We start from the raw sequence: 26513 nt of genomic DNA, 5'->3' as shown, positions 1-26513 counted from the left end.
GTATATGCGCTGCGTACACGTCAGTTGAGGGACGCGGGTCGAAGAACGCCGGGCCGACCGCGCCCGGACATGCGGCCGCGCGGGGCGGCGGAACCGGCGACGCCCGATGTACGGACGTACCGTTCCGTCACCCCGCGCGGACCAGCGGCTCCCGAACCGGTCTGTGGGGACTGACGGTGCGGCGGCTGTGTGGTGCGTGGTGCGGGTCGTGCTGTCGGCGGTGCGTGCCGTGGGACTGCGGCTCAGTGAGCCACGGCGCGCGCCATCGGTCCTCGGCGCGGTTGCATCGGAACGCCGCGAGCGGGTTCCGGTGCGGGCCTGGCTCCCGGGGCGGCCTGACGGCCGGCGGGTGCCGGGCTACGACGTGGCTGTGCGGCCACACCGTTCTGGACGTCCATCACGGCGTGCGCGACGAGACCGCCCATCGGGTCGTGCCTGATCAGGTCCCGCAGCCGGGACCTCGAGGAACGTCCCTCGTTGCCCGGATACAGGTGCTTGCCGAGGCCGACCGCGTGCGCCAGGGCGGCGAGCGCGGCGGTCCGCGGGTCCGGCGGTACGCCGGTGCGGATCGCCGAGTCCAGTCGGGACTTGATCTCCCGGCTGATCTCGTTGTCCGTCGCCTGGTAGCGAGTCGTCGGCAGCACTCCGCACATCTGACCCGCCACGGCATGAACCATGCCGCACCGCTCCAGATGCGAGAGGTATGTCTGGCGGAGCCCCAGTCGCGGCCCGCCGATCCAGTTCACTGCCCGCACGGGAGCGCCACGCCTTCGCAGCAACTCCAACGCGCAGTCCAAAGTCGGATCTCCAGTCGGCCGTGGGGCTACCACGGCGATACGATCCCCGTCCGGGGCTATCCGTCCGGCCAGCGCCAGCTCCACTAGCTGTGCTCCGGCCAGACCGAGGTCGAGCGACTGCGGCTGTGCGGTGGTACCCGTGGTCGGGTCCAACGCCAGCAGCAGAAGCTCTTCCGGAAGTGTTCTGCGGCTCCTGCCCATCCATGCCTCCCCGCGTGGATGAAAGACAGGGTGACCCCTCTCACATTGGTCTGTCGAGGGTGCGTGACCTCTTTGTAGTGGAACCGGTAGGTATGTCGTTCTCGTCTACCGCTTGGGACAGGGCCACACACAGGACACTGGTACATGGTTCGGACAGCGTGGTGTGGCGGCTGCCCGGGCGGCGATTCAACGGTTCGGCAGACGCAGGGTGACGGATACCGATCACCCGCGGCACATGGAGGAGGCATCGGTGGCGGGCGAGTCCCCCGACAGGTCGAAGCAGCGCGAGTCGTCGGCAGAACCGACGTCGGGGAGCGCGAGTCCGGTTCCCGAGGCGAGGAGTTCCACCCGCGATCCCCGGCTCGCGGTGGCACGGGAGTCCATCTCCCTCGCCGGCGTCGACACGGCCACGAGGGCCTTCTCGGTACGCGACCTCCCTAAGGCCCCGGAGACCCCCGAGAAGCCCGCCGAGAGCCCCACAGAGGCCGGAACAGGCGGATCCGACACCGGGAACCCCGACGACACCCCCTCGTCCGCGGAGAAGCGCCCTGAGGACCCCGCCGGGACGGAGAGCCCGGAGGACTCGGCCACGGTTGAGAGCCCCGGCGACTCCGACAGCGGGTCCGGCGACTCCGGTGCGGCGGAAGACGTGGACGATTCCGGCACGGCCGACGACCCGGACGATTCCGGCGCGACAGAAGACGCGGACGACTCCGGCACGGCCGAAAGCTCGGGCGACTCCGGCACGGCGGAAGACCCGGACGCCACGAACACGACCGACGACCCGGACGATTCCGGCACACCCGATGCGCGGCTGCGGGATGCGGTGGCGGCGTGGGTCCGCACAGGGGACGAGAAGACCGGGCCCGAGGGCGGCTCCAGCAAGGCGGAGGCCGCGAAGAACCCCGAGGGCAAGGGCGCCGAGTCCACCGACGACGCCTCCGAGGACGAGTCCGCCCCGGACACCGCGCCGAAGGCCCAGTCGGAAACCGACAGCAAGCCGGAGCCGGCCACGGACACCGACGCGGCACCCGAGACCGCCGTAGCCGACGCCGAGGACCACGTCCCGAACACCGGCGACACGGACTCCCCAGGGGCGCGGGGAACTGCGCGACCGGCCCCCACCGACCCGCAGACGAACGACGGCCCCGACGACCGGCCCAGCCCGGACACCGGCGACACGAACCCCCCAGGGGCGCGGGGAACTGCGCGACCAGCCCCCACCGACCCGCAGACGAACGACGAGCCGGACTCGGATTCCCGCCCCGCCCCCACCGCCCCGCAGACGGACGACGAGCCCGGCGACGACGGCGAGACCGCCGAAGACGGTGGGTCCGGTGACGCGGATGTGAGCGACAAGCCCCCCGTCGACCAGCCCACCGCCGTCTTCAAGGCACCCCGGCCCCCCGTGGACCAGCCCACCACCATGCTGAAACTGGGCAAGGCGGCGGAGCCCAAGGACCCCGACACCCCCCGCAAGCCGGAGACCCCCGCCGAGCGGACGAGCAAGTTCGTCGCGCTGAAGGCCCTCGACGAGCCCCGCGAGTCACGCCCGAAGCCGGACGTGACGGCCGCCGTCCCCCAGGTAGGTCAGGTCGGTCAGGTCGGCCCGGAACGGACCACGCAGCAGCCCCTGCCGCCGAAGCCGCCCCTCGACCTGCTCGCGGAGCTCACCAACACTCCGCCGCCCCCGCCCAGCCCCCTGCGCACCCTCGGCCGCCGGGTCAAGATCTGGACCCCGATCCTGCTCCTCCTGGTCGTAGCGTTTGCGATCGCGCAGACCCTGCGCCCGCTGCCGGCCCCCACCCTCAGCCTCACCGCCGAGGACTCCTACACCTTCGACGGCAGCAAGGCCACCCTCCCCTGGCCCACCCAGGGCCAGGGCTGGCTGGACGTCAACGGCGTCGGCACGATGGGGGACTTCGGCAAGCAGACCCCCGTCGCGATCGGCTCCGTGGCCAAGGCCATGACCGCGTACATCGTCCTGAAGGACCACCCCCTCAAGTCCGGTGAGGAGGGCGCGAAGATCACCGTCGACGCGCTCGCCGAGAAGGAGGGCGGCTACAACAAGCAGGGCGAGTCCACCCTCAACACCGTCAAGGAGGGCGACGTCCTCACCCAGAGGCAGGCGATCGCGGCGATCATGATCCCGTCCGCCAACAACATCGCCCGGCTGCTCGCCCGCTGGGACTCCGGTTCCGAGGCGGCGTTCATCAAGAAGATGAACGACACCGCCGAGGAACTCGGCATGAAGAACACGAAGTACACCGACGCCTCGGGCCTGAAGGAGACCACCGTCTCCACCGCCGAGGACCAGGTGAAGCTCGGCAACGAGCTGGTGAAGATCCCGGCACTGGTGGAGATCACGTCCATGGGACAGTGGATCGATCCGTCCGGACAGAAGTGGTACAACTACAACTATCTGGTCCCCTACACCGGCATCGGCATCAAGACCGGCACCACCACCGCCGCGGGCGGCAACCTCCTCTTCGCGGGCCGCAAGGAGGTCGGAGGGGAGACCGTCACCGTCGTCGGCGCGATCCTCGGCCAGCACAAGGCACCGATCATCAAGACCGTCAACGACGTCAGCAAGGTCGCGCTGCTCGCCGCCGAGGACGCCCTGACCTCGGCGAAGATCCTGAAGAAGGGCGACGTCGTCGGATACGTGGACGACGGCCTCGGCGGCCACACCCCCGTCGTGCTGACCAAGGACGTCACCGCCGTCGGCTGGGCCGGCTTCAAGGTGAAGCTGTCCTTCGCCGCCGACGACGTACCGCACACCGCGAAGGCCGGCACCAAGGTCGGCAGCCTCACCGTCGGTGACGGCGAGGGCGGCGCGGTCAAGGTGCCGGTCACCCTGCAGAAGGATCTGACCGAACCGGGATTCACCGACAAGCTGACCCGCGTCGGCTGACCCGGAACCGGGACCGACACCTCACGCGGCCCACCGCCTGGACCCCGCCCGGGTTCCGGACGGCGGGCCGCGTGCTAGCGTCACGAACCGGGGCAGGTCGACGCTGGGGCGCGACCGGGACATGAAGACGGGACACCACGGGGAGTGCCTTCAGGTGGCCACTGCGGAGCCGACACGCGCCGACGACACCGACCCGGGCCCGGGTACCGGCCCGCGAATACGCGAGCCCGCAGAACCTGAGACCGGGACCGGCAGCCCTCCCACGGGCCTCAGAGCCAGGACCTGGACCGCCCTCCTCGCGCTGCGCGAGCGCCTGCTGCGCCACCCCGTCCTCTCCATGACCGCGCTCTCCGGCGTCCTCCACATCGTCTGGTTCTTCACGTTCGCGAACAGCGGCGGCGACCTCGCGGCACAGGACGCGTGGGCCGAGTTCGTCGGCCGGCACCCGGACTCCGCGTACAACCTGGCCTGGTACGGCGGCATGCACCCGGTGTCGTACAGCATCGTCTCGCCGTATCTGATGTCGGTCCTCGGCGTCCGTACGACGATGATGCTCGCCGGGACCGTCTCGGCCGGGCTGCTGACGCTGGTCCTCATCCGCAGCCGGTCGGTGAAGAACCCCCTGTGGGCCTCGCTGGCGGGTGTGTACGCCTTCCTGTGCAACGCGGCCTCGGGCCGGGTGACCTTCGGACTCGGCACGATGTTCGCGCTCGGCGCGGTCGCCGTCGTCTTCTGCTGGCCGCACCGCTGGCGCCACAAACGCCGGGCGAAAGCCCTGTGCGCGGCCTCGCTCGCCGCGCTCGCGACCATGGCCTCACCGGTCGCCGGCCTGTTCGTGGGCCTGGTCGCGGTCGCCCTCTTCCTGCAGAAACGGCGTCCCGGCACCTGGGCGCTGGGCATCGCGCCCACGGCCGTCGTCGCCGTGTCCGCCTGGCTCTTCCCGTTCGCCGGCACCCAGCCGATGAAGATCGCCTCGGTGCTCCTGCCGCTGGCCTACGGCCTCCTGGTGTTCCTCCTCGTCCCGCGCGAGTGGACGACGGTCCGGATCACGGCCGGGGTCTACAGCCTGTCGGTCGTCCTGGTCTGGCTGGTGAGCTCCCAGATCGGCTCCAACATCTCGCGCCTGTCGATGCTGTTCGCGGGGGTGGCCCTGGCGGCCGCGCTGCCGTTCGCGGTGCCGCGCACCCGCAAGTGGTACGCCCTCGTCGTCGCCTTCGCCGGCTTCACCACCTGGATCGGCTTCAAGTCCGTCGACGACGTCGTCCACACGACCCCCACGGCGTCCTGGGCACGCGAGCTGGCCCCCCTGGTCAACGAGCTCCAGGAGGTCGGCGCCGAGAAGGGCCGCGTCGAGGTGGTACCGGCCGCCTCCCACCGCGAGGCGTCCGCGCTCGCGCCGTACGTCAACCTCGCCCGGGGCTGGAACCGGCAGGCCGACATGGAGCGCAACCCGCTCTTCTACGACGACACCCTGAACTCCGCGAATTACCACGAGTGGCTCCAGCGCTGGGCCGTGCACTTCGTGGTCGTGCCGAAGGACGAGCCCGACGGGGACGGGGGCGAACGGGAGCGGGAGCTGGTCCAGCGCGGGATGCCGTATCTGAAGCAGATCTGGGGCGACGCGAACTGGCAGCTGTTCCAGGTGACCGACCCGGCGCCGCTCGCCTCCCCGAACACGGTCGTCGACCGGGCCGCGCAGGGCGAGATGACCATGCGCGTGAAGAAGGCCGGGCGCATCCTCATCCGGATCCCCTACTCGCCCTGGCTGTCGATCGTGGACGCGGAGGGCAAGAAGCTGAAGCCGCCGCAGGAGACGGACGCGTCGAAGGACCGGGAGGACGGGGAGCCGAAGACCTTCGACAACGTCAACGGGTGCCTGATGGAGACGCCGGAGGACGCGGACGGGGACAAGTGGACGATGCTGGTCGCGCCGAAGGCGGGGACGTACCGGCTGGCGGCGCCGTACACGGTGCCGCGGGGCACGCCCTGTCCCGACGAGCTCAAGTGACGGCCGGGGGCCGCAGACCGCTCTTCACCCAGCGGACGATGTCGCCGGTGGGTGTGCCGGGGCTGAAGAGCGCGGCCACCCCCATGGCCCGGAGCGTCGCGATGTCAGCCTCGGGGATGATGCCGCCGCCGAAGACGGTGATGTCCTGGGCACCCGCCTGCTTCAACAACGCGACGACCTCGGCGAACAGGGTCATGTGGGCCCCGGAGAGCACCGACAGCCCGATCCCGTCGGCGTCCTCCTGGAGTGCCGTGTCGACGATCCGTCGCGGGGTCTGGTGGAGCCCGGTGTAGATGACCTCGACGCCCGCGTCACGCAGGGCACGGGCGATCACCTTGGCCCCGCGGTCGTGGCCGTCCAGGCCGGGTTTGGCGATCACCACGCGGATCGGCGTGAGCATGGACGTCTCCTCTACAGTTCGTGCGGCACATAGGTGCCCCAGATCTCGCGCAGCGCGTTGCACACCTCGCCCACCGTGGCTCCGGCGGCCAGGGCGTCCTTCATGGGATAGAGGACGTTGTCGTCCCCCGCGGCAGCCTTCCGCAGCAGGACGAGGTGCACGTCCACCCGGTCCTGGTCCCTCCAGGCGCGCAACTTGCAGAGCCGCTCGGCCTGTTGGGTCTCGATCGCCGGGTCGACGCGAAGGGGCTCGTACGGCTCCTCCTCGTCGAGCCGGAAGCGGTTCACGCCCACCACGACCCGCTCGCCGGAGTCGGTCTCCTGGGCGATGCGGTAGGCGTTCTGCTCGATCTCCGCCTTCTGGAAGCCGCGCTCGATGCCGGCCACGGCACCACCCAGCTCTTCCAGTTTCACCAGCAACTCCCCTGCGGCCGTCCCGATTTCGTCCGTCATCTTCTCGATCACGTACGAGCCCGCGAAGGGGTCGACCGTCGCCGTCACGTCGGTCTCGTAGGCCAGCACCTGCTGGGTGCGCAGGGCCAGGCGGGCGGACTTGTCGGTCGGCAGGGCGATGGCCTCGTCGTAGGAGTTGGTGTGCAGCGACTGGGTACCGCCGAGGACCGCGGCGAGACCCTGTACGGCGACCCGGACCAGGTTGACCTCCGGCTGCTGGGCCGTCAGCTGCACCCCGGCCGTCTGCGTGTGGAAGCGCAGCATCAACGACTTCGGGTTCCGCGCACCGAACTCCTCCCGCATCACCCGCGCCCAGATCCGCCTGGCCGCACGGAACTTGGCGACCTCCTCCAGGATCGTCGTCCGCGCCACGAAGAAGAACGACACGCGCGGCGCGAAGTCGTCGACATCCATGCCCGCCGCGACCGCGGTGCGCACGTACTCGATGCCGTCCGCCAGCGTGAACGCGATCTCCTGCGCCGGCGAGGCACCCGCCTCCGCCATGTGATAGCCGGAGACCGAGATCGTGTTCCACCGGGGCATCTCGGCCCGGCAGTACTTGAAGATGTCGGCGATCAGCCGCAGCGACGGCTTGGGCGGGAAGATGTACGTGCCGCGCGCGATGTACTCCTTCAGCACGTCGTTCTGGATCGTGCCGGTGAGCCGGTCCGCGCTCACCCCCTGCTCCTCCGCCACCAGTTGGTACAGCAGCAACAGCACGGCGGCCGGGGCGTTGATCGTCATCGACGTGGACACCCGGTCCAGCGGGATCCCGCCGAACAGCACCCGCATGTCGTCGATCGAGTCGATCGCCACCCCGACCTTGCCGACCTCACCGTGCGCGATCGGGGCGTCGGAGTCGTGGCCCATCTGGGTGGGCAGGTCGAAGGCGACCGACAGACCCGTCGTCCCGTGCGCGATCAACTGCCGGTAGCGGGCGTTGGACTCCCTCGCCGTACCGAAACCGGCGTACTGGCGCATCGTCCAGGGCCGGCCCGTGTACATCGACGGATACACACCCCGCGTGAAGGGATACCCGCCCGGCGCACCGAGCTTCTCGGCCGGGTCCCAGCCCTGCAGCGTCTCCGGACCGTAGACGGGTTCGATGGGCAGACCGGACTCCGACGTCCGTCGTGAGGTCATGGAATTCCGTCCTCCCTGTTCAGTGGCGGACGCTGCTCGCGTCGCTCGTCGGTGGGTCGACGGCGTAGTGGCGGCGCTGCCAGGGGTATGCGGGCAGGGCCACGACCCGGCGCGGCAGCGGGCGGTAGGGGCTCGGGGCGTCCTCGTCCCGGCTGTCTGTTCCGTCTGCGAGTGCGCGTAGAGCGGTGAGCGCTGTCGTCCGGTCGGGCGCGGTGATCCGGGCCTGGTGCGGATGGCGGGCGCGGCCTTCCGTGGCGGTGTAGGCGAAGGCCGGGTACGCGTCGTCCTCGGTGGCGTCGAGGTGGGTGTGGTAGCTGTGGGCCAGTTCGCGCAGTGCCTCGGGGGTCTTCGCGGAGAGCTCGAAGCCGTCGACCGGGACCTCCTGCCGGTCCTGCTGGGGGTCGGGGGCGCGCAGGATGACCTGCGCGTTGGTGCCGCTGAGACCGAAGGAGTTGACGGCGGCGTGGCGGCCGCTCGACCCGGTCTCCCAGGGCTCCGGTGCGGTGGGCATGGAGATCCCGGTGCCGGAGAGGTCGATGCGCGGGTTGAGGGTGCGGTAGTGCACCAGGGGCGGCACGACGCGGTGTTGCAGGCTGAGGATCGCCTTGAGCAGGCCCGCGATGCCGGCGGCGGCCTCCAGGTGGCCGAGGTTCGCCTTGGCCGAGCCGATCCACAGCTTCGACCCTGCGGTCGGCCGGCCCAGTACCTCGGTGATGGCCTCCATCTCGATCGGGTCGCCGAGGGCGGTGCCGGTGCCGTGGGTCTCCACCAGACCGATGTCGGCCGGTTCGAGCCCGGCGTCGTCGAGGGCCGCTCTGATCAGTTCGGCCTGGGCGAGGACGTTGGGCGCGCTGATGCTGGTGGAGCGGCCGTCGTGGTTGACGGCGGACCCCTCGATCACGGCGTGGATGCGGTCGCCGTCCCGGACCGCGTCGTCGAGCCGCTTCAGGACGACGATCCCGCACCCCTCCGAGCGGGTGAATCCGTTCGCGCGGGCGTCGAAGGGCTTGCACAGGCCGTCGGGGGCGAGCAGGCCGGACTGGGACATCAGCCGGGTCATGTGGGGGGCGACGATGAGGTTCACCCCGCCCGCGAGAGCCACCTCGCACTCGCCCCTGGCCAGCGCCTGGCGGGCCAGGTGCACGGTGACCAGGGAGGAGGAGCACGCGGTGTCCACGGACAGGGCGGGTCCGCGCAGGCCGAGGGTGTAGGAGACCCGGCCGGCCGCGAAGCAGGGCATGTTGCCGAGGATCCAGCCGAACTCGGGGTCGTCGTCGCGCCAGTGCTCGTAGTCGTGGTTGGTCAGGCCCGCGTAGAGGCCGACCTTGGCCGTCGAGAGGCGGTCCGGGGGCAGCGCGGCGTCCTCCAGGGCCTCCCAGGCCACTTCGAGCAGCATCCGGTGCTGCGGGTCGAGGCTGCGGGCCTCGTGGCCGCGGATGCCGAAGAACTCGGCGTCGAAGCCGAAGACGTCGTCGAGGAAGCCGCCGCGGTGCGGCAGGTCGGCCCACTGGGCCGCGAAGGGCTTCTTGCGCTCGTCGGACAGCGGGCGCACCAGGTCCCGGCCGTCGTGCAGCGCCTCCCAGTAGGCGTTGAGTCCGGTGATTCCGCCCGGCAGGCGCAGTCCGACGCCGACGACGGCGACCGGGCCGTCGCCGCGCCGTTCCGCGAGCTCCGCCCTGAGGCGCTTGATCGTCTCCATCGCCCGGGTCAGGGGGGTGGCCCCCCGAGCCGGGGCGGGTCCCTGGGTGGGGGACCCGCCGGCCGTGTCCTGCATGCTCACTCCGTTCCCGTTGATGTGAGCCCCGCGGCCTGCGCGAGACGCTCGGCCAGCGCCGCCGACAGGGCGCGTACGGTGCCGTACGTCCACAGCAGGGTCGGCGACAGCTTCAGCGCGAAGACGCCTTCGAGCCGGTTGCGGAACTCGAGGCTGAGCAGGGAGTCGAGTCCCAGTTCCTTGAACGGCACCTCGCGATCGACGGCCGCGGTCTCCAGGCGCAGCACCCGGCCCGCGAGTTCGCGCACCTGTGCCTCGATCAGTGGCAGGCGCTCCTCGTCGGGGGTGCCGAGCAGCTCGGCGGTGAACCGGCCGGTCCCGGCCGTGCCGCGGGCGTTGTCCGTGCCCTCCGCGAGGAGGATGCTCCAGCTCGCCTTCGCCGCGGTGTCCGGGTAGGAGTCGAGCCACCGGCGTACGTCGAGCCGTACGTAGGACGCCACCTCGTGACCGTGGTCCAGGTACCGGGCGAGGGTGGGCCACGCCTCGTCGGTGGCGAGTCCGCCCATGCCGCGCTCGGCGAGCCGGGAGCCGCGGGCGTCCTCGTGTGCGGCCAGGCCCACGTCGGAGAAGGGGCCCCACTGCACGCTGAGGGCCGGCAGCCCACGGCGCCTGCGCCGGACCGCGAGGGCGTCCAGGTAGGCATTGCCCGCGCTGTAGGCGGCCTGTCCGGCGAGACCGACCAACGAGGCCACCGAGGAGAACAGCACGAAGAAGTCCAGCGGGTCCTGTTCCGTCGCTGCGTCGAGGTGGCGGGCGCCGTCGACCTTCGGGGCGAGGACGCGAGCGAGCTGTCCGGCGTCGAGGGTGCGGATGGTCGCGTCGTCGAGGAGCCCGGCGGCGTGCACGACCCCGCGCAGTTCGGGCAGTTCGGCCCGCACATGCTCGAGGGTGCGGTGGACGGCTTCGGCGTCGGAGACGTCGACGCGGCGCGTGTCGACGCGCAGTCCCTTGTCGCGGAGGACCTTGATGCGCGCCTGTGCCTCGGTGCCGGGTGCCGAACGGCCCAGCAGGACCAGTGCGCCGGCGCCCCGGTCGGCCAGGAACTCGGCGAGGGACAGGCCCAGTCCGCCGAGGCCGCCGGTGATCAGATAGGTGGCGTCGGCGCGCAGACGGCCCTCCCGCATCGGCTGCGGGGCGACCTCCACGGGGACGTCCGGGTCCGCGGTGAGGACGAACTTGCCGATGTGACTGCCCTGGGACATGGCCCGCATGGCGTCGGCGGCCCGCGCCATCGGGTAGCGCACGACGGGCAGCGGAGCGATGTCGCCGGCCGCCACGACACTCCACACGTCCCGCAGGAGGCGCGCGAAGCGCTCGGGCCTGCGGTTCATCATGGCGGCGATGTCGACGGAGGCCAGGCTGATGCCCTTTCTGAACGCGGTGAGGCCGACCCGGTGTCCGGCGTAGATGTCGCGCTTGCCGACCTCGACGAACCGGCCGCCTTCGGCCAGTACGTCGAGACCGAGCGGGATGGCCGCCCCGGCGAGGGAGTTGAGGACGACGTCGACGCCCCGGCCGTCGGTCGCGGCGCGCACCTCCTCGGCCCAGTCCAGGCCGCGGGAGTCGAAGACATGGCGGATGCCCAGCTCCCTGAGGTGGGCACGCTTGTCCGCGGTGCCGGCCGTCGCGATGATCTCGGCGCCGGCCAGCCGGGCGAGCTGCACGGCGGCGAGCCCGAGGCCGCCGGCCGCGGAGTGGATCAGGACGGTCTCGCCTGCTTCCAGACGGGCCACGTCGTGCAGCGAGTACCAGGCCGTCGTCAGGGCGATGGGGAGGCTGACGGCCTCCTCGTCGCTCCAGTGGGAGGGCACCGGCCGCACGTGGTCGGCCCGCACCGTGATGTGCGAGGCGTGCGCGGGCAGGGCACAGGTGATCACGCGCTGCCCCACCGTCAGGTCGGTGACTCCTTCGCCGACACGGGTGACGACGCCCGCGCACTCGATGCCGAGCAGGTCCGCTCCTCGCGGGTCGGGGAAGGTGCCGAGGGCCTTCATGACGTCGAGGAAGTTCAGCGCGGACGCCGTCACCGCGATCTCCAGCCCGCCGGCGGCCGGTGCGCGCCGGACCAGCGGCCGGAACACCAGGCCCTCCCACAGTCCCGGGCGTTCCGGCACCAGGTGGTGGGCGGGTTCGGGACGGGCCCAGGCCGGCGGGGTGGCGGCCGGTTCCGGCTCGCCGTGGGTGAGGCGGCCGGTGAGGCGGCGGCCGGCGCGCACCGCGACCTGGTCCTCGGAGTCGTCCACGGTGAGCAGTTCGGCCACGCACTCCTGCTGCCAGCCCTGGTCGGCGCGGGCCACGTCGAGCAGGAGGGAGCGCAGTTCGGGGTGCTCCTGGCGCAGGACCCTGCCGAAGCCCCAGTACAGTGCGGCGCCCGGGTCGACGTCGTCGTCGCCGGTGACCGGCTGCGCGCCCGAGGTGACCACGGCGAGCCGCGGTGGCACCGGCCGGGCGGCGCACGCCCGGACCAGCCCGGTGAGCGTGAGCAGGCCGCGGCGCTGTGCGTCGAGGTCGCCGACGGGTGCGAGGAAGGCGACGCCCGCCAGCTCGGCGGCGCCCCGCAGTCGCGCAAAGGGTTCGGCGGTCTCGTCCCCGTCGATCAGCAGCGGGTCGGGGGCGCCCGCGGCGGTCAGTGCCTGGCTCAGCTCACGGGCCGCGTCGTCGGCCGTGCCCGCGACGACCGCCCAGGTGCCGGGTGCGGGGTCCACCGCGCCCCATGGCTGCTCGACGAAGCCGAACCCGTAGGTGTGCGTGCCGGTCTCGTCGGTGTCGCCGTCGGCGGTCGCGAGCGGCTCCATGACCAGGCCCGTCATGGTCAGCAGGGGGCGGCGCGCGCTGTCGTACAGGTGGAGGTCGACCTCGCCGTCCTCGTGCCTCACCGCGTGGGACCAGATCGCGGTGACCGGTTCGGCGGGGTCCTGGAGCAGCTCGACGCGGCGTACCGACCTGGGCACCACGGTGGTGTCCCGCGGGTACAGGGCGAGGGAGACCTGGAGGGCCGCGTCCCACAGGGCGGGGTGCAGGCCGTGCGGGCGGGCTCCGGCGCGGCACCGCTCCGGCAGCAGCACCTCGCCCAGCGCCTCGCGTCCGTCGGCCCGCAGCGAGCGCAGTCCCTGGAACGCCGGGCCGTAGCGGAGACCGCGGGCGGCCTGGGCGGCGTAGAACTCCTCTACGCCGGCCGGTGGCACGTCGGTGAGCCGCTCGGGGAAACCGGGAACAGGGCTCCCGGGCGGCGCGGTGTAGGAGACGCGTGACGTCGCGTGGGTCGCCCAGCTCGTCGCGCCCTCCGCGAGCGACATGAGGGTGTACGAGCCGCCGTCCTTGGTGTCCTCCTGCCAGCGCACGGAGAGACGGCGCGGTGCGTCGGCGAAGGTGAGGTCCTGGCGGAAGTCGACGTGGGTGAGGACACGCGGGGTCACCCCGGTGCGGGCGCGGGCCGTGTCGAGGGCGAACGCCATCATCGCGGTGGCGGGCAGGACGACCGCCTCGAACACCTGGTGGTCCCGTAGCCAGGGCGTGTCGTCGCGGCCCAGTTCCCAGCCGCCCTCCCAGGTGTCCTGTTCCGCCGGTGACGGGGTGAGGGCGAAGTCCGTCCCGCCGTTCGGGGTGCCTCGCCGACGGCCCTGCTCCACCCAGTACCGGCGCCGCTGCCACGGATAGCCGGGCACCGCCTCCCGGGAGTCGCGGGGCAGGCCGCCGAACGGTTCGAGGCCGGTGACGTAGGCCCTGGCCAGTGCCGTGCCGAGGTCGCGGACGGTGCCCTGGTGGCGGCGCAGGGTGGGCAGGACGCGCACGGGGTCGCTCTGCGCCTGCGCCAGTTCCTCCAGCGCGGGCACCAGGACGGGGTGGCCGGAGACCTCGACGACGTGGGTGACCCCGTCGGCGAAGAGCGCCTGCATGGCGTCCGCGAAGGCCACGGGCTGCCGGAGGTTGTCCACCCAGTAGGAGGCGTCCATCTCGGGTCCGTCCAGGACGGCCGTCCGCACCGTGGACATCAACGGGACGGAGCCGGTCCGGGGCGCGACCTCGGCGAGAGCGGCGCGGAGGTCGTCCTCCAGTTCGTCCATCTGCGGGCTGTGCGAGGCGTAGTCGACGTTGACCAGACGGCAGAAGACGTCGTCCGCCTCCAGGAGTTCCTTCAGGACGAGGACGGACTCCTTCTCGCCCGACAGGACGCAGGAGCGCGGACCGTTGTTGACGGCGAGCGAAACGGTCTCCTCGAAGCCCTCCAGGGCGGCCAGCGCCCCGGCGACGTCCAGGTCGACGGCGAGCATCAGGCCCCGGCCCGAGGTACGGCGGGCCAGGGAGCTGCGCCGGGCCACGATCATCGCGGCGTCGGCGTAGGAGAGGATGCCGGCCACGGTGGCGGCGCCGACCTCACCCTGGCTGTGGCCGATCACCACGTCGGGCTCCACGCCCGCGGCCCGCCACACCTCGGCGAGGGCCACGGACACCGCCCACAGGGTCGGCTGGAGCAGGTCGACGCGCTCCAGCCAGCCGTCACCGGCCTCGCCGGAGACGATGCCGGTCAGGTCCCAGTCGACGTGGGGGGCAAGGGCGTCGGCGCAGCGGTGGATCGTCGCGGCGAACACCGCGTCACGGGCGAACAGTTCGCTCGCCATGCCCGCCCACTGGGTGCCCTGGCCGGGGAAGACGAAGGCGGTGCGGCCGGGCTTTCGGGCCCGCCCGGTGACCAGGCCGGGGATCTCCTCGGTCGCGTCCTCGGCCTGTCCGGCCTCGGCGAAACGGGTGAGGAGCTCGGCGGCCTCCCCGGCGTCGCCGGCGACCACGGCGACCCGGTCGGCGAAGTGGTCGCGTCGCCGGGCGAGGGTTCCCGCGAACCCGTACGGGTCGCCGGCCGCGGGCAGCGCCGCCGCCACCTCACGGGCCCGGTGGGCCAGGGCCTGGCGTCCCTGTGCGGACAGGAACAGGCTCAGCGTGTCCCGCCGCACGGGCTCCCCGGCGGCGGGCAGCACGGCGGGCGGGGTGCGCAGGACGACGTGGGCGTTGGTGCCGCCCCATCCGAAGGAGCTGACGCCCATGTAGTACTCGGTGTCGCGTGGCAGCGGCAGCGGCTCCCGTACGACGGTGACGTTGAGGTCGTCGAAGTCGATCGCCGGGTTGAGGATCTCGGAGTGCAGGCTCGGCGGCACCACCCCGTGCCGCATCGACAGCAGTGCCTTGATGACGCCGGCGAGTCCGGCGGTGGCCTCCAGGTGACCGACGTTCGACTTGACCGACCCGACCGGCAGGGGACCACTGTCGGGTCGGCGGGCCCGGCCGAGGACGCGGCCGACGGCGGTGGCCTCGACCGGGTCGCCGCGGCCGGTACCGGTGCCGTGCGCCTCGATGTAGGCGACCTCGTCGGGGGACACTGCGGCGCTCGTCCAGGCCTGCCGCAACAGGTCCTCCTGGCCGGCCGGGTCCGGGGTGACCAGGCTCTCGCCGCCGCCGTCGTTGTTCACCACGGAGTGCGCGATCACGCCGTGGATCCGGTCGCCGTCGCGCAGGGCGCGGTCCAGCGTCTTCACGTACAGGGCCGCGACGCCCTCGCCGCGCACGTATCCGTCGGCCGACGCGGAGAACGCCTGGCAGCGTCCGGTCTTCGACAGGCCGCCGAAGTGGCTGAGGCCCACCGTCAGGTCGGGGGCGAGCATCAGGTTGGTGCCGCCGACGATCGCCGCCTCGATCTCGCCCGCCCACAGTGCCTGGGCCGCGAGGTGCAGGGCGACGAGGGACGCCGAGCAGCCCGTCTCCACGGTGAGGCTGGGGCCGCGCAGGCCGAGGAAGTAGGAGAGCCGGGTGGCGATCATGTCGTTGGCGTTGCCGAAGGCGCTGTGCTGCGTGGCCGGCGCGCCGCGGTCCTTGCGCAGCACCTCGTAGTCGTGCCAGAGCGCGCCGACGTACACGCCCGTGCGGGAGCCCGCGAGGTCGGCGGCCCGGATGCCCGCGTCCTCCAGGGTCCGCCAGCCGGTCTCCAGCATCAGCCGCTGCTGCGGGTCGATGCTGGCGGCCTCGCGCGGGGAGATGCCGAAGAAGGTGGGGTCGAAGTCCTGCACCCCGTCGATGAACCCGCCCACGGACTGCACGGGCACCTCGGGGTCGAGCGGCTGCGAGGTGTCCCACCGGTCCTCGGGCACGGGCCGGATGGCGTCACCGCGTTCCATGAGGAGCCGCCAGAAACTGTCCAGGTCGGGGGCGGAGGGGAAACGCCCCGCCATGCCGACCACGGCGAGCGGGGGGTGTGGTGCGTCGGTCACGAGGTTCTCCCGGTGATCAGGTGGGTGCGTTCGGCCCTACGACGGCGGCTACAGCGGCGCCGTGACGGACCGGCGGATGCGCTGCACCATTCCGGTCAAGGTGGTTCCGGGCCCGAGTTCGGTGAAGGTGAACTCACGGCCGGCTTCGTCGAGGAGGCGTTCGACGCTCTCCCGCCACAGCACGGGCTCGGTGATCTGGGCGACGAGCGCGTCGGCCACCCGGCCCGGCTCGTGGGGCCGGGCGGTGGCATTGGCGACGACGGGGACGCGTGGTGCGGCGAGTTCGACCCGGGCGAGTTCCGCGGCGAAGCCCTGGGCGGCCTGTCGCATGTAACGGGAGTGGAAGGGCCCGCTCACATTGAGCCGTACGCACTTCACGTCGGCCTCGGCCGCCACGTCGACGAGCCGGTCCACGGCGTCCTCCGGCCCGGCGAGCGCCACCTGGCCCGGCGCGTTGTGCAGCGCCACGTCGAGCTCGGTCAGGTCGTTGCCGTTGAGCAGGTCCCTGACCTCGGGCAGGTCGAGGCCCAGCAGCGCGGCCATGGTGCCCGGGGTGCCGGCTGCCATGAGCTCGCCGCGTCGCCGTACCAGCCGCAGTCCGGTGGCGAAGTCGAAGACACCGGCCGCGAAGAGGGCCGCGTACTCTCCGACGCTGTGGCCCATCAGCACGTCCGGCTCCGGATGGTCCTGCCGGTGCCGCAGCCAGGCCAGGGCCTCGACCACGTAGAGGGCGGGCTGGGCGAACCGGGTGCCGCGCAGTTCGCCCCGCGGATCGTCCAGGCAGCGCCGCTCGATGGAGTACCCGAGCACCTCGTCGGCCTGCGCCACCAACTCGGGGTACTCGGCGAACAGTTCACTTCCCATGCCCTTGGACTGCGCGCCCTGGCCGGGAAATCCGATCACCTGCATCGCGGGCCCCCTACCGGTCCACCGTGGAGAGCATCGGCGCGTGGAAGCGGTCGCCGGCGAAGGCGCCCTCCGGGGCCAGCTCGTCCAGTTCGGCCAGGGTCGGTGCGTCCAGGGCGAGGTCGGCCGCTGACCGGTTCTCGTCCAGTTGCCCGCGGTTCATCGCGCCGGGGATCGGCACCGCGCCCTGCGCGATGATCCACGCCAGGGCCAGCTGGGCGAGTGTAAGACCGCGGTCCCGGGCGAACCCGGCGAGCCGGTCGGCCAGCCGGAGGTTGTGGGCCAGGGCGTCCCGCCCGAACCGCGGCAGCACGCTGCGGATGTCGTCGCCCGGGAACTCGGTCGCCGGGAGCTTCCCGGTCAGCAGTCCGCGGCTGAGCGGCCCCCAGGCGACGAACCCGATGCCCAGTTCCCGGCAGACCGGCAGGAGGGTGCGCTGCGGCTCGCGTGTGGACAGCGAGAACTCCGACTGGAGCGCCGCCATCGGGTGGGTGGCGTGCGCCCGGCGCAGGCTGTCCTCGCCGGCCTCGGAGATTCCCAGCAACCGCGCCTTGCCCGCGGCGGCCAGCTCGGCCATGGCGCCGATCGACTCCTCCACCGGCACCTCGGGGTCGACCCGGTGCAGATACAGCAGGTCGACGTGGTCGGTGCCGAGGCGGGAGAGGCTCTCGTCGACGGCCGCGCGGATGCGGTCGGGGGTGCCGTCGATCCGCACACCCGTGTCGGTGCGCTCCAGGCCGCACTTGGTGGCGAGCGTGACCCGGTCGCGGCCGATGCGGGCGAGCGCCCGGCCGACGATCTCCTCGCTGCGGCCGCCGCCGTACATGTGGGCCGTGTCGACGAAGTCGACGCCGTGGTCGACGGCCCGCTCGATGGTGGCGAGGGACTCCTGCTCGTCGGAGGGGCCGTAGAACTCGGCCATACCCATGCAGCCGAGCCCGATCGCGGAGACCTCCAGCCGCGCGCCGAGGGGGACCCGGGGGACCGGGGACGGGGGTGTGGTCGTCATGGTGGGTGCTCTCTCCTTGCGTCGGGGGGCGCCTTGCGCAGGCCGGGGGCGGTGCTTCGAGGCGGGCGGTGCGTGTCGGCTGCCGCGTGCCGGGTGGGCGTCGTGCGGCCGGCCGCGCTGGTGGCCGGCGGGCCCGTGTCCGGGTGGGCGTGCGTCCCGGCGTGGGGGCGCGGTGCCTCCCGGGGGCGGTGCGCTTCGAGGCGGGCGGTGCGTGTCGGCTGCCGCGTGCCGGGTGGGCGTCCGGCGGCGCTGGTGGCCGGCGGGCCTGTGTCCGGGTGGGCGTGCGTCCCGGCGTGGGGCGCGGTGCCTCCCGGGGGCGCCTTGCGTGGCATGGGGCGGAGGGTCAGCGCGCCCGGCTCTCGGCGGGTGCGGGCGCGACGAGGGCCAGCAGACGGGCGCGCAGGGCCTCGACGCCCACCCGGTCGGACGGAACGGCCGCGGCGGCGACGACGCCGTCGGGGCGGACCAGGCACAGCGAACGGCGCGGCACGCCGAGGGACTGCGCCCCGTGCGCCGGGACGGTGACGATGCGCAGCACCTCCGGGTCGGCGTCGGCCGGCAGTCCGAGGCCGGCCAGCGCGCCGACGCCCTCCTCGCCGGCGGCGAGCAGCAGGTGTCCGCCGCCCAGCAGGTCGTACAGGTGCTGTCCCCGGCCCGTGACCGGCACGTCGGGGAGACGGGAACCGGGCCGCAGCCGTCCGGCGGCCGGTCCCTGCACGGGCAGCACCAGATCCAGCTGGGACATGCGGCGCGGCAGTACCCGCTCGATCACGCCGGTGCGCAGGCCCACCGTGATGCCGATGTCCCGCAGCCATCTGCGCCAGCCCTTGAGCAGCCACATCCGGGTCTGCTGGTCGGCCTCCGCGACGACCCCGCGCGCGACGAAGAGCCGTTCCTCCTGCCAGGCGTCCAGCTCGGCCTCGTCCAGTCCGCGCCGGACGACCGCGGCCAGCCGCCAGGCGAGGGAACCGGCGTCCTGGACACCGGTGTTGAGGCCGAGTCCGCCGGCCGGACTGTGGATGTGGGCGGCGTCCCCGGCCAGCAGCACGCGGCCCACCCGCATCCGGTCGGCGAGTTTGCGGTGGATCCGGAAGACGCCGCTGCCCGCCACCTTCACGGATTCCGCCCGCAGCGGGGAGTTCTCCGCCACCGCGCGGGCCACGGCCGCCTCGGCGTCCTGGACCTCCACCCCGGGCGGCACGCTCGCGAAGAAGCGGTAGAGCCCGCCGGGCAGACCGGCCACCACGATCACGCCGGTGCGCCCCATGACGTAGTACGACTCGTCGTGGGCGTACTCGGTGTCGTACTCGCCGTCGACCAGGACGAAGGACTGCGGGTAGGTGGCGCCTTCGAAGGAGACTCCGGCGCCCTCGCGCACCGTGCTGTGCGCGCCGTCGCAGCCCACCAGCCAGCCGGCCCTGATCTCCGTGCCGTCGGCGAGCCGGGCGGTGACGCCGTCGTCGTCCTGGTCGAAGGACTCCAGGCGGCTGCCGAACTCGACGCGGCCGCCGTGGCGGCCCACCGCCTCGCGCAGCACCTCCTCGGTCGTGACCTGGGGCAGCGAGACGGGAACCGGGAACCGGGTGCCCGCCAGCGGGCGCATGCGCAGCCGGCCGATGTGCCGGTCGCCGGTGTAGTAGTTCGTCGCGGCCAGCTTCACGCTGCGGTCGTACAGCTCCCGGCCGATGCCGAGCGCCTCGAACACCTCGAAGGACCGCGGCCACAGCGTGATCGCCTTGGAGTGCGGACTGGCCCGCTCGGCACGGTCGACGACGCGCACCCGCACGCCCCGGCTCAGCAGTCCGGCCGCGAGGGTGAGCCCGGTGGGGCCCGCCCCGACGATCAGTACGTCGGTGTTCTCGTTCACAGCTCACCTCGTAGGTCTCGTACGCTCACGTGGATCACGCCCCCATCGCGAAGCCGCCGCTGACCGGGACGACGGCGCCCGTCACGAAACGGGCCTCGTCCCCGGCGAGGAAGCGCACGACCGCGGCCACGTCCTCGGGGGCGCCCATCCGCCCCAGGGCGCTGGCGCCGAGCACCCATTCGAGGCGTGCCGGGTCGACGGCGGCGCTCATGTCGGTCTCGACGGGCCCCGGGGCCACCACGTTGGACGTGATGCCGCGGCTGCCCAGCTCCCAGGCCAGGGACCGGGCGAAGCCGACGAGCCCGGCCTTGGAGGCCGCGTAGTTGGCCTGTCCGGCGCCGCCCATGGCGGCCACGGCCGAGGACACGAACAGCAGGCGCCCCCAGCGCTGTTCGAGCATGCCGCCGGCGGCGCGGCGGGCCATCCGGAAGGCGCCCGCCAGATTGGTGTCCACGACATCGAGGAAGTCGTCGTCGTCCATCGCCAGGACCAGGCCGTCGCGGGTGGTGCCGGCGTTGGCGACCAGCACCTCGACGGTTCCCTGCTCCCGCTCGACGGTGTCGAAGGCGGCCTCGACGCTCTTGGTGTCGGTGACGTCGCAGGGCACGGCGAGGAAACCCTCGGGGGGTGTGCCGGAGCGGTAGGTGACCGCCACCCGGTCCCCGGCCTCGGCGAACGCCCGCGCGACGGCCAGGCCGATTCCGCGGTTGCCGCCGGATATCAGTACGGACCGGCTCATGGAGAGGGGGTTCCTTCCCTTGGCAGGACCCGGTGCCTCACGCCCGGGTGAAGGTGACGACGGCGTTCTGTCCGCCGAAGCCGAACGAATGGGTCATCGCCGCCTGGAGGGCCAGTTCGCGCGGCTTGCCGGAGACCACGTCGACGGTGATCGCGGGATCCTGCTCGACAAGGTTGGCCGTCGGGGGCACCAGGCCGTTCTCCAGCGAGAGGACCGTGTACACGGACTCCAGCGCCCCGGCCGCGCCCAGCGCGTGCCCCACCACGCCCTTGGTGGAGGTGACCGCCGGTGATCCGTAGATCCGGTCGATCACCTGACTCTCGGTCAGGTCGTTGAGCGGGGTCGACGAGCCGTGCGCGTTGACGTGCCCGATGTCTGCGCCGGTGAGTCCCGCGTCCGCCAGCGCCATGCGGATCGCCCGCTCCGCGCCGACGCCCTCCGGGTCCGGCGCCGTCATGTGGTAGCCGTCCGCCGAGGCCCCGTACCCGGCGACACCGGCTCGGATCCGCGCACCGCGCGCCCGGGCGTCCTCGGCGCGCTCCAGGACCAGTACGCCGGCGCCTTCGGCGGGGACCATGCCGTCCCGGCCCGCGTCGAACGGGCGGCACGCGCCGGCCGGGTCGTCGGTCCGCCGGGACATCGCGCCCATCTGGACCAGGCCGCTGATCACCAGCCCCGTCAGGGGAGCCTCCGCGCCGCCGGCCAGCACGACGTCGCACAGGTTGGCCTGGAGCAGCTGGCGGGCGGTGCCGATCGCGGCCGGGCCCGCGGCGCAGGCCGTGTTGACGACCATGTTGGGGCCGTACGCGTGCAGCGCCGCCGCCAGGTAGCCCGCCAGGAGGTTCATCGGCGCGGTCACGCCGAACAACGGGGACACCCACTCGTGGCCCTCCTCGACGTACCGCAGGTGCTCGGCCTCGTAGCTGTGCGCGGCGCCGATCGAGGTGCCCATGACGATGCCGACGCGGGCGCCGTTCCAGTCCAGGGGGTCGAACCCGGCGTCGACGCACGCCTCCCGGGCGGCGGCCAGGCCCAGTTGGGTGGTCCGGTCGGTGCGCCGGGCCTCCTGGGCGCCGACCACGTCGGCGGGCACGAAACCGGGGACGCGGCAGGTGATGTTCACCGGCAGACCGGGCAGACCGGGGTCGGGGGCCGCGGTGGAGACGCCCGCGCAGACCCGGTCCCAGTTCTCCGGCACCCCGACACCGGCCGCGGACACCGCGCCGAGGCCGGTCACCACCACGTCGGGGCGCCGGCCCGCGGTGCCGGTCACGAGGCCGCCGCTTCGAGCTCGCCCAGCTTCTGGCGGGTCAGGTCCGCCACGTCGGTGACGGTGAACTCCACGCCGATCTCACCGGCGATGAACTGCACGCCGTACCTCTTCTTGATGGTGAGGCTGAGTTCCACGCCGCCCAGGGAGTCGAGCCCGAGGCTCTTGAGGGTGGCCTGCTCGGTGAGCTTCGCCTCGGGCACGTCGAAACGCGTCCGGAGCATCTCCTGGACGAACAGCTCGATCTCGTTGTTCGCTGCGGTCATCGCACGTCACCTCTCTGGGAATGGGCCGGATCGGGCCCGGAGCCGGTCAGCCGTGCCACGTCGGCGACGGCTTTCGGGGTGTTCCTGAACTCGACCGCCCGCCAGCCCGCGGCGACGGCCCCGGCGCAGTTGGCCGGGAGGTCGTCGACGAGCACGCAGGCCTCGGGCGGTACGCCCGCGACGGCGGCCGCGTGGTCGAAGATCTCGCGCATGGGTTTGCGCACGCCCACCTGGTACGACATGACCAGCGCGTCGAAGACGCCGTCCGGCGGCACCATGGCCCGCCAGTGCCGTTCCCAGGTCGGGACCATGTTGGACAGCAGGCCGACGAAGACACCGCGCGCCCTGAGGTCCCGCAGGTGTGCCACCCACGCGTCGTTGGCGGGGCGACCGCCGAACCAGGCCTGTCCCGGGTCGCCGAGGTCCGCGGACATCCCGAACTCCTCGGCGAGCACCGCCTCGACCCGGCGTGCCCACTCGGCCTCCGTGATCAGCGGGGTGTCCAGCAGCTCCATGGAGTCGCTCAGACCGGCATGCTCGGTGACCCGTCCGATGGCCTTCTGCAGCAGGTCCTGCGGAACGCCGACCCGCTCGCTGAAGACCCGCATGGTGTCCCCCACGGGTGGTGTGCAGACGCCTCCGAAGTCGGTCCACACGGCCCGCACCGGTGGCTCCTGCCGTTCGTGGACCGTCGTCACGCGGCCACCGCCTGTCGGGCCGGGGTGCGGTCGGTGGCATGGAGTTCCGCGCTGACGGCGATCTCCGTGAGGACGGCGCCCCGCTGCCGGAACACCACGTTCGCCGCGAGCGGTCCGTGGCCGGCGGCCGGGGGCCGTTCGGTGATCGTCGCCGTGATGTCGACGTCGGCGTCGACCTCGGCGAAGCGGACGTAGTCGGCCGCCAGTCCGGTGATCCGTACGTCGGCCCCATCGGTCCGGGCCGCAAAGGCGCCGTCGGCCCGGCCGGACGAGGCGCCGTCGAGCCGTACCGCGAGTGTCGTGGCCTGCGCGGCCGCCTCCAACAGGGCCATCGCCGGGTAGTGGTCCAGCGGGTGATCGAAGATCGTCGCGTGCCGGCCGGAGACCCACAGCCGGGCGGCCACGCCCTCCGTGGTGCCGTGGGCATCGACCAGCAGGACGTTGCGGGGATCGCGCCGCTCCACCAGACGGGGAGCGACCGGCACCCCTGCCGGCTCCACGCCGAGGGCCGAGGACAGCGGCACCTGCCCGCCGCGGCCGCCCTGGCGCAGCAGCCCGTACTCCTCGCGGTCCAGATAGCGCCCCTCGCCCTCCATCACACCGATCCGCTCGCCGGCCATCGACAGGTCGAGGCGGGTGCGGACGCTGCGCAGCCGGCCGCCACGGAAGGAGGGCCGGGAGTGCACCTCGAGAGTCAGCTCGCCCGGACTGTCGCCTACCTCCAGGACGTCGGTGCGCTCCAGCTCGATGGAGGTGGCGGCGGCCAGGAACACCCAGTCGCGCGCCACCCCGTACTGGGTGTGTGCGACATAGGTGCCCGCCTGTCGGCAGCACTCCGTCAGCAGCAGCGCGTCGTACCGTGCCGTCGGTGCGCGCTGGTCGAGGAAATAAGGGTGCGACAGGGGGAGTTGAGCGCCGATGACGCAGGTGTCGCGGTCGATCGGCACCAGGTCGGTGAGGAACACTTCGTTCACCGCGTGCCGATGGACCAGAACACGATCGACGGTTTGCTGGAAGGAGAGGTCCTCCATCGGTCCGGCCCTTCGGTCGGCGCGTTGTGCGCGGTCGGTTGGAACCGAGGAGAGAGTGACCCAGGGGTCGTGACGGCACCGTCATCGCCCCGTCATGCCGGTCCCGGCACGGCCACCGTTTAGGCTGGTCGGCGGGTGGAAAACCAGAGGGGGATCAGGTGAGCACGCAGGAACAGCGGCGTGAGCTGGCTCAGTTCATCCGCAGTCGGCGCGAGCGACGCAAGCCCCAGGACGTGGGGTTGCCCGTCGTCGGCCACCGGCGCACACCGGGGCTGCGGCGCGAGGAGGTCGCCACGCTCGCCGGCCTCAGCATCACCTGGTACACGTGGCTGGAGCAGGCGCGGGAGATCAAGGTCTCCCGGCAGGTGCTGGGCAGCCTCGCGAACGCCCTGGGCCTGGACCCGGTCGAGCGCGACCACCTGTTCCGGCTGGCCGGCGAGGTACCACCCGGCGATGCCCCGCCACGCCTCGAACTCCCCAAGCAGTACGAGCTGTTGCTCACCCACCTGAACCCGAATCCGGCGTTCATCGTGAACCGCCGCTTCGACATCCTGGCCTGGAACCAGGGCTGCGAGCTGCTCTACGGCGACCTGGGCGCCCTCCCCGACGAGCGCCGCAACGTCCTGTGGCTCACCTTCACCTCCGCGGAGGTACGGGCGATGGCGGAGAACTGGGAGGAGGAGGCCTCACACACCCTCGCCCTGTTCCGCACCCAGGTCGGCGAGCGCATCCTCGACCCCGACGTCGTGGAACTCCTCGACGCCCTCGAGGAATCCAGCCCGGACTTCACCCGGCTGTGGCAGCTCAAGGAGCTGGCCCCGTTCGTCCCCAAGCCGCGCACGGTCAACCATCCGCGGCTCGGGGTGATCGAGCTGGAGTACATCAAGATGCATGTCGCGGACGACGACAAGACCCTCGTGTCGTATCTCGTGAATCCGGGTTCGGACCTGGAGCGGCGCCTGGGCGAGCTGCTGCGGGAGCGCGAGGACTGAGCCGCCCCCTGATGTCTCCACTGGCGCGGCTCTGGCGGGGCTGAGCCGCGATTCTGGAACCCTTCGCCACACTCGGGTCCGTCCCTGATCCCTCCCGGTCCGAGACGTGCGGCGGACCGCCGGGGCGGACCGGCCGCACGATGGGTGTGCTGCACACATGGCCGGAATCCTGGACGGCACGACCGTCCCGAACGCCTCCGAGTTCCCGCACGGCCACCGGGCCCCCGCGCCACCCGCACGGGTCGCCGTCACCCCGGAGGACCCCCGCTACGACTACCTCGGCGCCCGCGGTCTGAACCGCCGGCTGTCCTCCCGCCCCGAGGTGATCCACCAGGTCTTCACGGCACGGCAGGTGGAACAGGCCGTGGCCGAGTCCGTCGCCGCGGGACGGCGTATCGCCGTACGCAGCGGCGGACACTGCCTGGAGTCCCTGGTGGACCGCCCCGACGTCACGTCCCTCATCGACGTCTCCCGCCTGAACTCGGTGTACTACGACCCCGAGCACGCCGCCTTCTCCGTCGACTCCGGTGCGCAGCTCGGCGACGTCTACAAGCAGCTGTACCTCGGCCACGGTGTGGTGATACCCGGCGGCACCTGCCCCACCGTGGGTGTCGCGGGGTACACGCAGGGCGGTGGCTTCGGCGCGCTCTGCCGTGAGCAGGGGCTGATCGTCGACCATCTCCACGGCGTCGAGGTGGTCGTGGTGGACGGCGCGGGGCGCGCCCGTACGGTCGTGGCGACCCGGGAGCCCGGCGATCCGCACCGGGATCTGTGGTGGGGTCACACGGGTGCGGGCGGCGGCAACTTCGGGGTGGTGACCCGGTTCCTCTTCCGGTCGCCGCACGCGCGGGGCAACGACCCGGCGAGAGCGCTGCCGAAGCCGCCCGGCCGCAGCCTGGTGGCCACCGTCCGCTGGTCCTGGGAGGGCATGACCGAGGCGGACTTCACCCGGCTCGTCGGCAACCACGGGGCCTGGCACGCCGAGCACAGCGCCGACGGCTCCCCGTACGCCGGCCTGTACACCTCGCTCGTGCTGTCCTCCCGGTCCGTCGGCACCCTGTCGCTGGTGGCCGAGACGGACGGTACGGCGCCGAACGCCGCAGCCCTGATGGACGGGTATCTGGACGCGGTGAACGCGGGTGTGCGGGCGCCACGCACGGTCGGTCTGAGGACCATGCCGTGGATCACGGCCGTCTACTCGGACCTGTTCGGCAGCGTCTCCCTCACCGACAACCGCTACAAGGGCAAGGGCGCGTATCTGCGCCGCCCGTACACGGCCGACCAGGTCGCCGTCATGTACCGGCATCTGACGGATCCGTCCTTCACCGGGCGGGGCGCGGTGAACCTCCTGTCGTACGGCGGACGCGTCAACGCGGTGGACCCCGGCGCCACCGCCGTCGCCCAGCGCGATTCCGTCCTGAAGGCGTACACCGGCGCCGCCTGGGCCGACCCGGCACGGGACGAGGAGCACATGGACTGGGTGCGAGGGATCTACCGGGACATGCACGCGGCGACCGGAGGAGTGCCGGTGCCGGACGGCGCCACCGACGGCTCGTACATCAACTACCCGGACACCGACCTGGCCGACCCGGCTTGGAACACCTCGGGCGTGCCCTGGCACACCCTGTACTTCAAGGACAACTACCCGCGGCTCCAGCGGGTCAAGGCCGCGTACGACCCCGGGGACGTCTTCCGGCACCCGCTGTCGGTACGGCTACCGGACTGAGAGCGCACCCGCACAGCACCGCGCCCCACCGGATCCGGTCCGGTGGGGCGCGATCGGGCCCGG

At 72.5% G+C, this 26513-nt stretch carries 17 protein-coding genes; 4 read left to right on the top strand and 13 right to left on the bottom strand.

The window, feature by feature from the left end:
• Positions 1–242: 242 nt before the first annotated feature.
• Positions 243–998, bottom strand: a complete 756-nt coding sequence (locus ACIBJB_RS45060; RefSeq protein WP_057608460.1) for a GPP34 family phosphoprotein — start codon at positions 996–998, stop codon at positions 243–245.
• Positions 999–1233: 235 nt separating this feature from the next.
• Here ACIBJB_RS45060 and ACIBJB_RS45055 point away from each other — a divergent pair, with 235 nt between their 5' ends.
• Together ACIBJB_RS45055 and ACIBJB_RS45050 are read left to right on the top strand one after the other, a co-directional pair.
• The gene (locus ACIBJB_RS45055; protein ID WP_398939974.1) at positions 1234–3912 is read left to right on the top strand and encodes a D-alanyl-D-alanine carboxypeptidase; all 2679 of its coding nucleotides are present in this window, start codon (positions 1234–1236) and stop codon (positions 3910–3912) included.
• 154 nt (positions 3913–4066) lie between these two features.
• Positions 4067–5920, top strand: coding sequence for an MFS transporter (locus tag ACIBJB_RS45050; RefSeq protein WP_398939973.1), 1854 nt, complete (start codon positions 4067–4069; stop codon positions 5918–5920).
• Here ACIBJB_RS45050 and ACIBJB_RS45045 read toward each other — a convergent pair.
• From ACIBJB_RS45045 to ACIBJB_RS44990, 12 genes are all read right to left on the bottom strand, one after another.
• On the bottom strand, positions 5913–6320 hold the full coding sequence (locus ACIBJB_RS45045) for a cobalamin B12-binding domain-containing protein (protein ID WP_398939972.1): 408 nt from the start codon (positions 6318–6320) through the stop codon (positions 5913–5915). The genes ACIBJB_RS45050 and ACIBJB_RS45045 overlap by 8 nt on opposite strands.
• An 11-nt stretch (positions 6321–6331) precedes the next feature.
• On the bottom strand, positions 6332–7915 hold the full coding sequence (locus ACIBJB_RS45040) for a methylmalonyl-CoA mutase (RefSeq protein ID WP_398939971.1): 1584 nt from the start codon (positions 7913–7915) through the stop codon (positions 6332–6334).
• Positions 7916–7934: 19 nt separating this feature from the next.
• Positions 7935–9689 carry a type I polyketide synthase gene (locus tag ACIBJB_RS45035; protein ID WP_398939970.1) on the bottom strand — a complete coding sequence of 585 codons (1755 nt, stop codon included), beginning with the start codon at positions 9687–9689 and terminating at the stop codon, positions 7935–7937.
• A 2-nt stretch (positions 9690–9691) separates the two neighbouring features.
• The gene (locus ACIBJB_RS45030) at positions 9692–15946 is read right to left on the bottom strand and encodes an SDR family NAD(P)-dependent oxidoreductase (RefSeq protein ID WP_398939969.1); all 6255 of its coding nucleotides are present in this window, start codon (positions 15944–15946) and stop codon (positions 9692–9694) included.
• A gap of 48 nt (positions 15947–15994) precedes the next feature.
• Complete coding sequence (gene fabD / locus ACIBJB_RS45025) at positions 15995–16855, bottom strand: ACP S-malonyltransferase (protein WP_398939968.1); 861 nt, start codon at positions 16853–16855, stop codon at positions 15995–15997.
• A 10-nt stretch (positions 16856–16865) separates the two neighbouring features.
• Positions 16866–17861 (bottom strand): aldo/keto reductase, encoded by a 996-nt coding sequence (locus tag ACIBJB_RS45020; RefSeq protein WP_398939966.1) that lies wholly within the window; start codon positions 17859–17861, stop codon positions 16866–16868.
• A 343-nt stretch (positions 17862–18204) separates the two neighbouring features.
• Positions 18205–19728, bottom strand: a complete 1524-nt coding sequence (locus ACIBJB_RS45015; protein WP_398939965.1) for an FAD-dependent monooxygenase — start codon at positions 19726–19728, stop codon at positions 18205–18207.
• Positions 19729–19762: 34 nt separating this feature from the next.
• Positions 19763–20467, bottom strand: coding sequence for an SDR family oxidoreductase (locus ACIBJB_RS45010; RefSeq protein WP_398939964.1), 705 nt, complete (start codon positions 20465–20467; stop codon positions 19763–19765).
• A gap of 37 nt (positions 20468–20504) precedes the next feature.
• Positions 20505–21740, bottom strand: coding sequence for a beta-ketoacyl-[acyl-carrier-protein] synthase family protein (locus ACIBJB_RS45005; RefSeq protein ID WP_398939963.1), 1236 nt, complete (start codon positions 21738–21740; stop codon positions 20505–20507).
• Entirely contained in the window at positions 21737–22003 is a 267-nt protein-coding gene (locus ACIBJB_RS45000; RefSeq protein WP_398939962.1) for an acyl carrier protein, read from the bottom strand. Before ACIBJB_RS45000 ends, ACIBJB_RS45005 begins: the two co-directional genes overlap by 4 nt.
• Positions 22000–22701 (bottom strand): HAD family hydrolase, encoded by a 702-nt coding sequence (locus ACIBJB_RS44995; RefSeq protein WP_398939961.1) that lies wholly within the window; start codon positions 22699–22701, stop codon positions 22000–22002. The genes ACIBJB_RS45000 and ACIBJB_RS44995 overlap by 4 nt, the downstream gene beginning before the upstream one ends.
• Positions 22698–23732: an AfsA-related hotdog domain-containing protein gene (locus ACIBJB_RS44990; RefSeq protein WP_398939960.1), complete on the bottom strand. Its 1035-nt coding sequence runs from the start codon at positions 23730–23732 to the stop codon at positions 22698–22700. Before ACIBJB_RS44990 ends, ACIBJB_RS44995 begins: the two co-directional genes overlap by 4 nt.
• Positions 23733–23890: 158 nt before the next feature.
• On the opposite strand from ACIBJB_RS44990, the gene ACIBJB_RS44985 reads away from it, so the two are divergent.
• Together ACIBJB_RS44985 and ACIBJB_RS44980 are read left to right on the top strand one after the other, a co-directional pair.
• Positions 23891–24724, top strand: a complete 834-nt coding sequence (locus tag ACIBJB_RS44985) for a helix-turn-helix transcriptional regulator (protein ID WP_398939959.1) — start codon at positions 23891–23893, stop codon at positions 24722–24724.
• 157 nt (positions 24725–24881) lie between these two features.
• Entirely contained in the window at positions 24882–26450 is a 1569-nt protein-coding gene (locus ACIBJB_RS44980) for an FAD-binding oxidoreductase (RefSeq protein WP_398939958.1), read from the top strand.
• Positions 26451–26513 lie beyond the last annotated feature (63 nt).

It is taken from the genome of Streptomyces sp. NPDC050759 (genome assembly GCF_044456945.1).
Classification (GTDB): Bacteria; Actinomycetota; Actinomycetes; order Streptomycetales; family Streptomycetaceae; genus Streptomyces.
Note: the sequence above shows the minus strand (reverse complement) of the source record. Positions and strands in the feature narration are given on the sequence as shown.

Bases quoted from the DNA above. Each gene is read 5' to 3' on its own strand.
- ACIBJB_RS45055 (WP_398939974.1), top strand. From the start codon at position 1,234: ATGGAGGAGGCATCGGTGGCGGGCGAGTCCCCCGACAGGTCGAAGCAG.
- ACIBJB_RS45040 (WP_398939971.1), bottom strand. From the start codon at position 7,915: ATGACCTCACGACGGACGTCGGAGTCCGGTCTGCCCATCGAACCCGTC.
- ACIBJB_RS45020 (WP_398939966.1), bottom strand. From the start codon at position 17,861: ATGACGACCACACCCCCGTCCCCGGTCCCCCGGGTCCCCCTCGGCGCG.
- ACIBJB_RS45000 (WP_398939962.1), bottom strand. From the start codon at position 22,003: ATGACCGCAGCGAACAACGAGATCGAGCTGTTCGTCCAGGAGATGCTC.
- fabD (WP_398939968.1), bottom strand. From the start codon at position 16,855: ATGCAGGTGATCGGATTTCCCGGCCAGGGCGCGCAGTCCAAGGGCATG.
- ACIBJB_RS45035 (WP_398939970.1), bottom strand. From the start codon at position 9,689: ATGCAGGACACGGCCGGCGGGTCCCCCACCCAGGGACCCGCCCCGGCT.
- ACIBJB_RS45045 (WP_398939972.1), bottom strand. From the start codon at position 6,320: ATGCTCACGCCGATCCGCGTGGTGATCGCCAAACCCGGCCTGGACGGC.
- ACIBJB_RS45060 (WP_057608460.1), bottom strand. From the start codon at position 998: ATGGGCAGGAGCCGCAGAACACTTCCGGAAGAGCTTCTGCTGCTGGCG.
- ACIBJB_RS44990 (WP_398939960.1), bottom strand. From the start codon at position 23,732: ATGGAGGACCTCTCCTTCCAGCAAACCGTCGATCGTGTTCTGGTCCAT.
- ACIBJB_RS44980 (WP_398939958.1), top strand. From the start codon at position 24,882: ATGGCCGGAATCCTGGACGGCACGACCGTCCCGAACGCCTCCGAGTTC.
- ACIBJB_RS45010 (WP_398939964.1), bottom strand. From the start codon at position 20,467: ATGAGCCGGTCCGTACTGATATCCGGCGGCAACCGCGGAATCGGCCTG.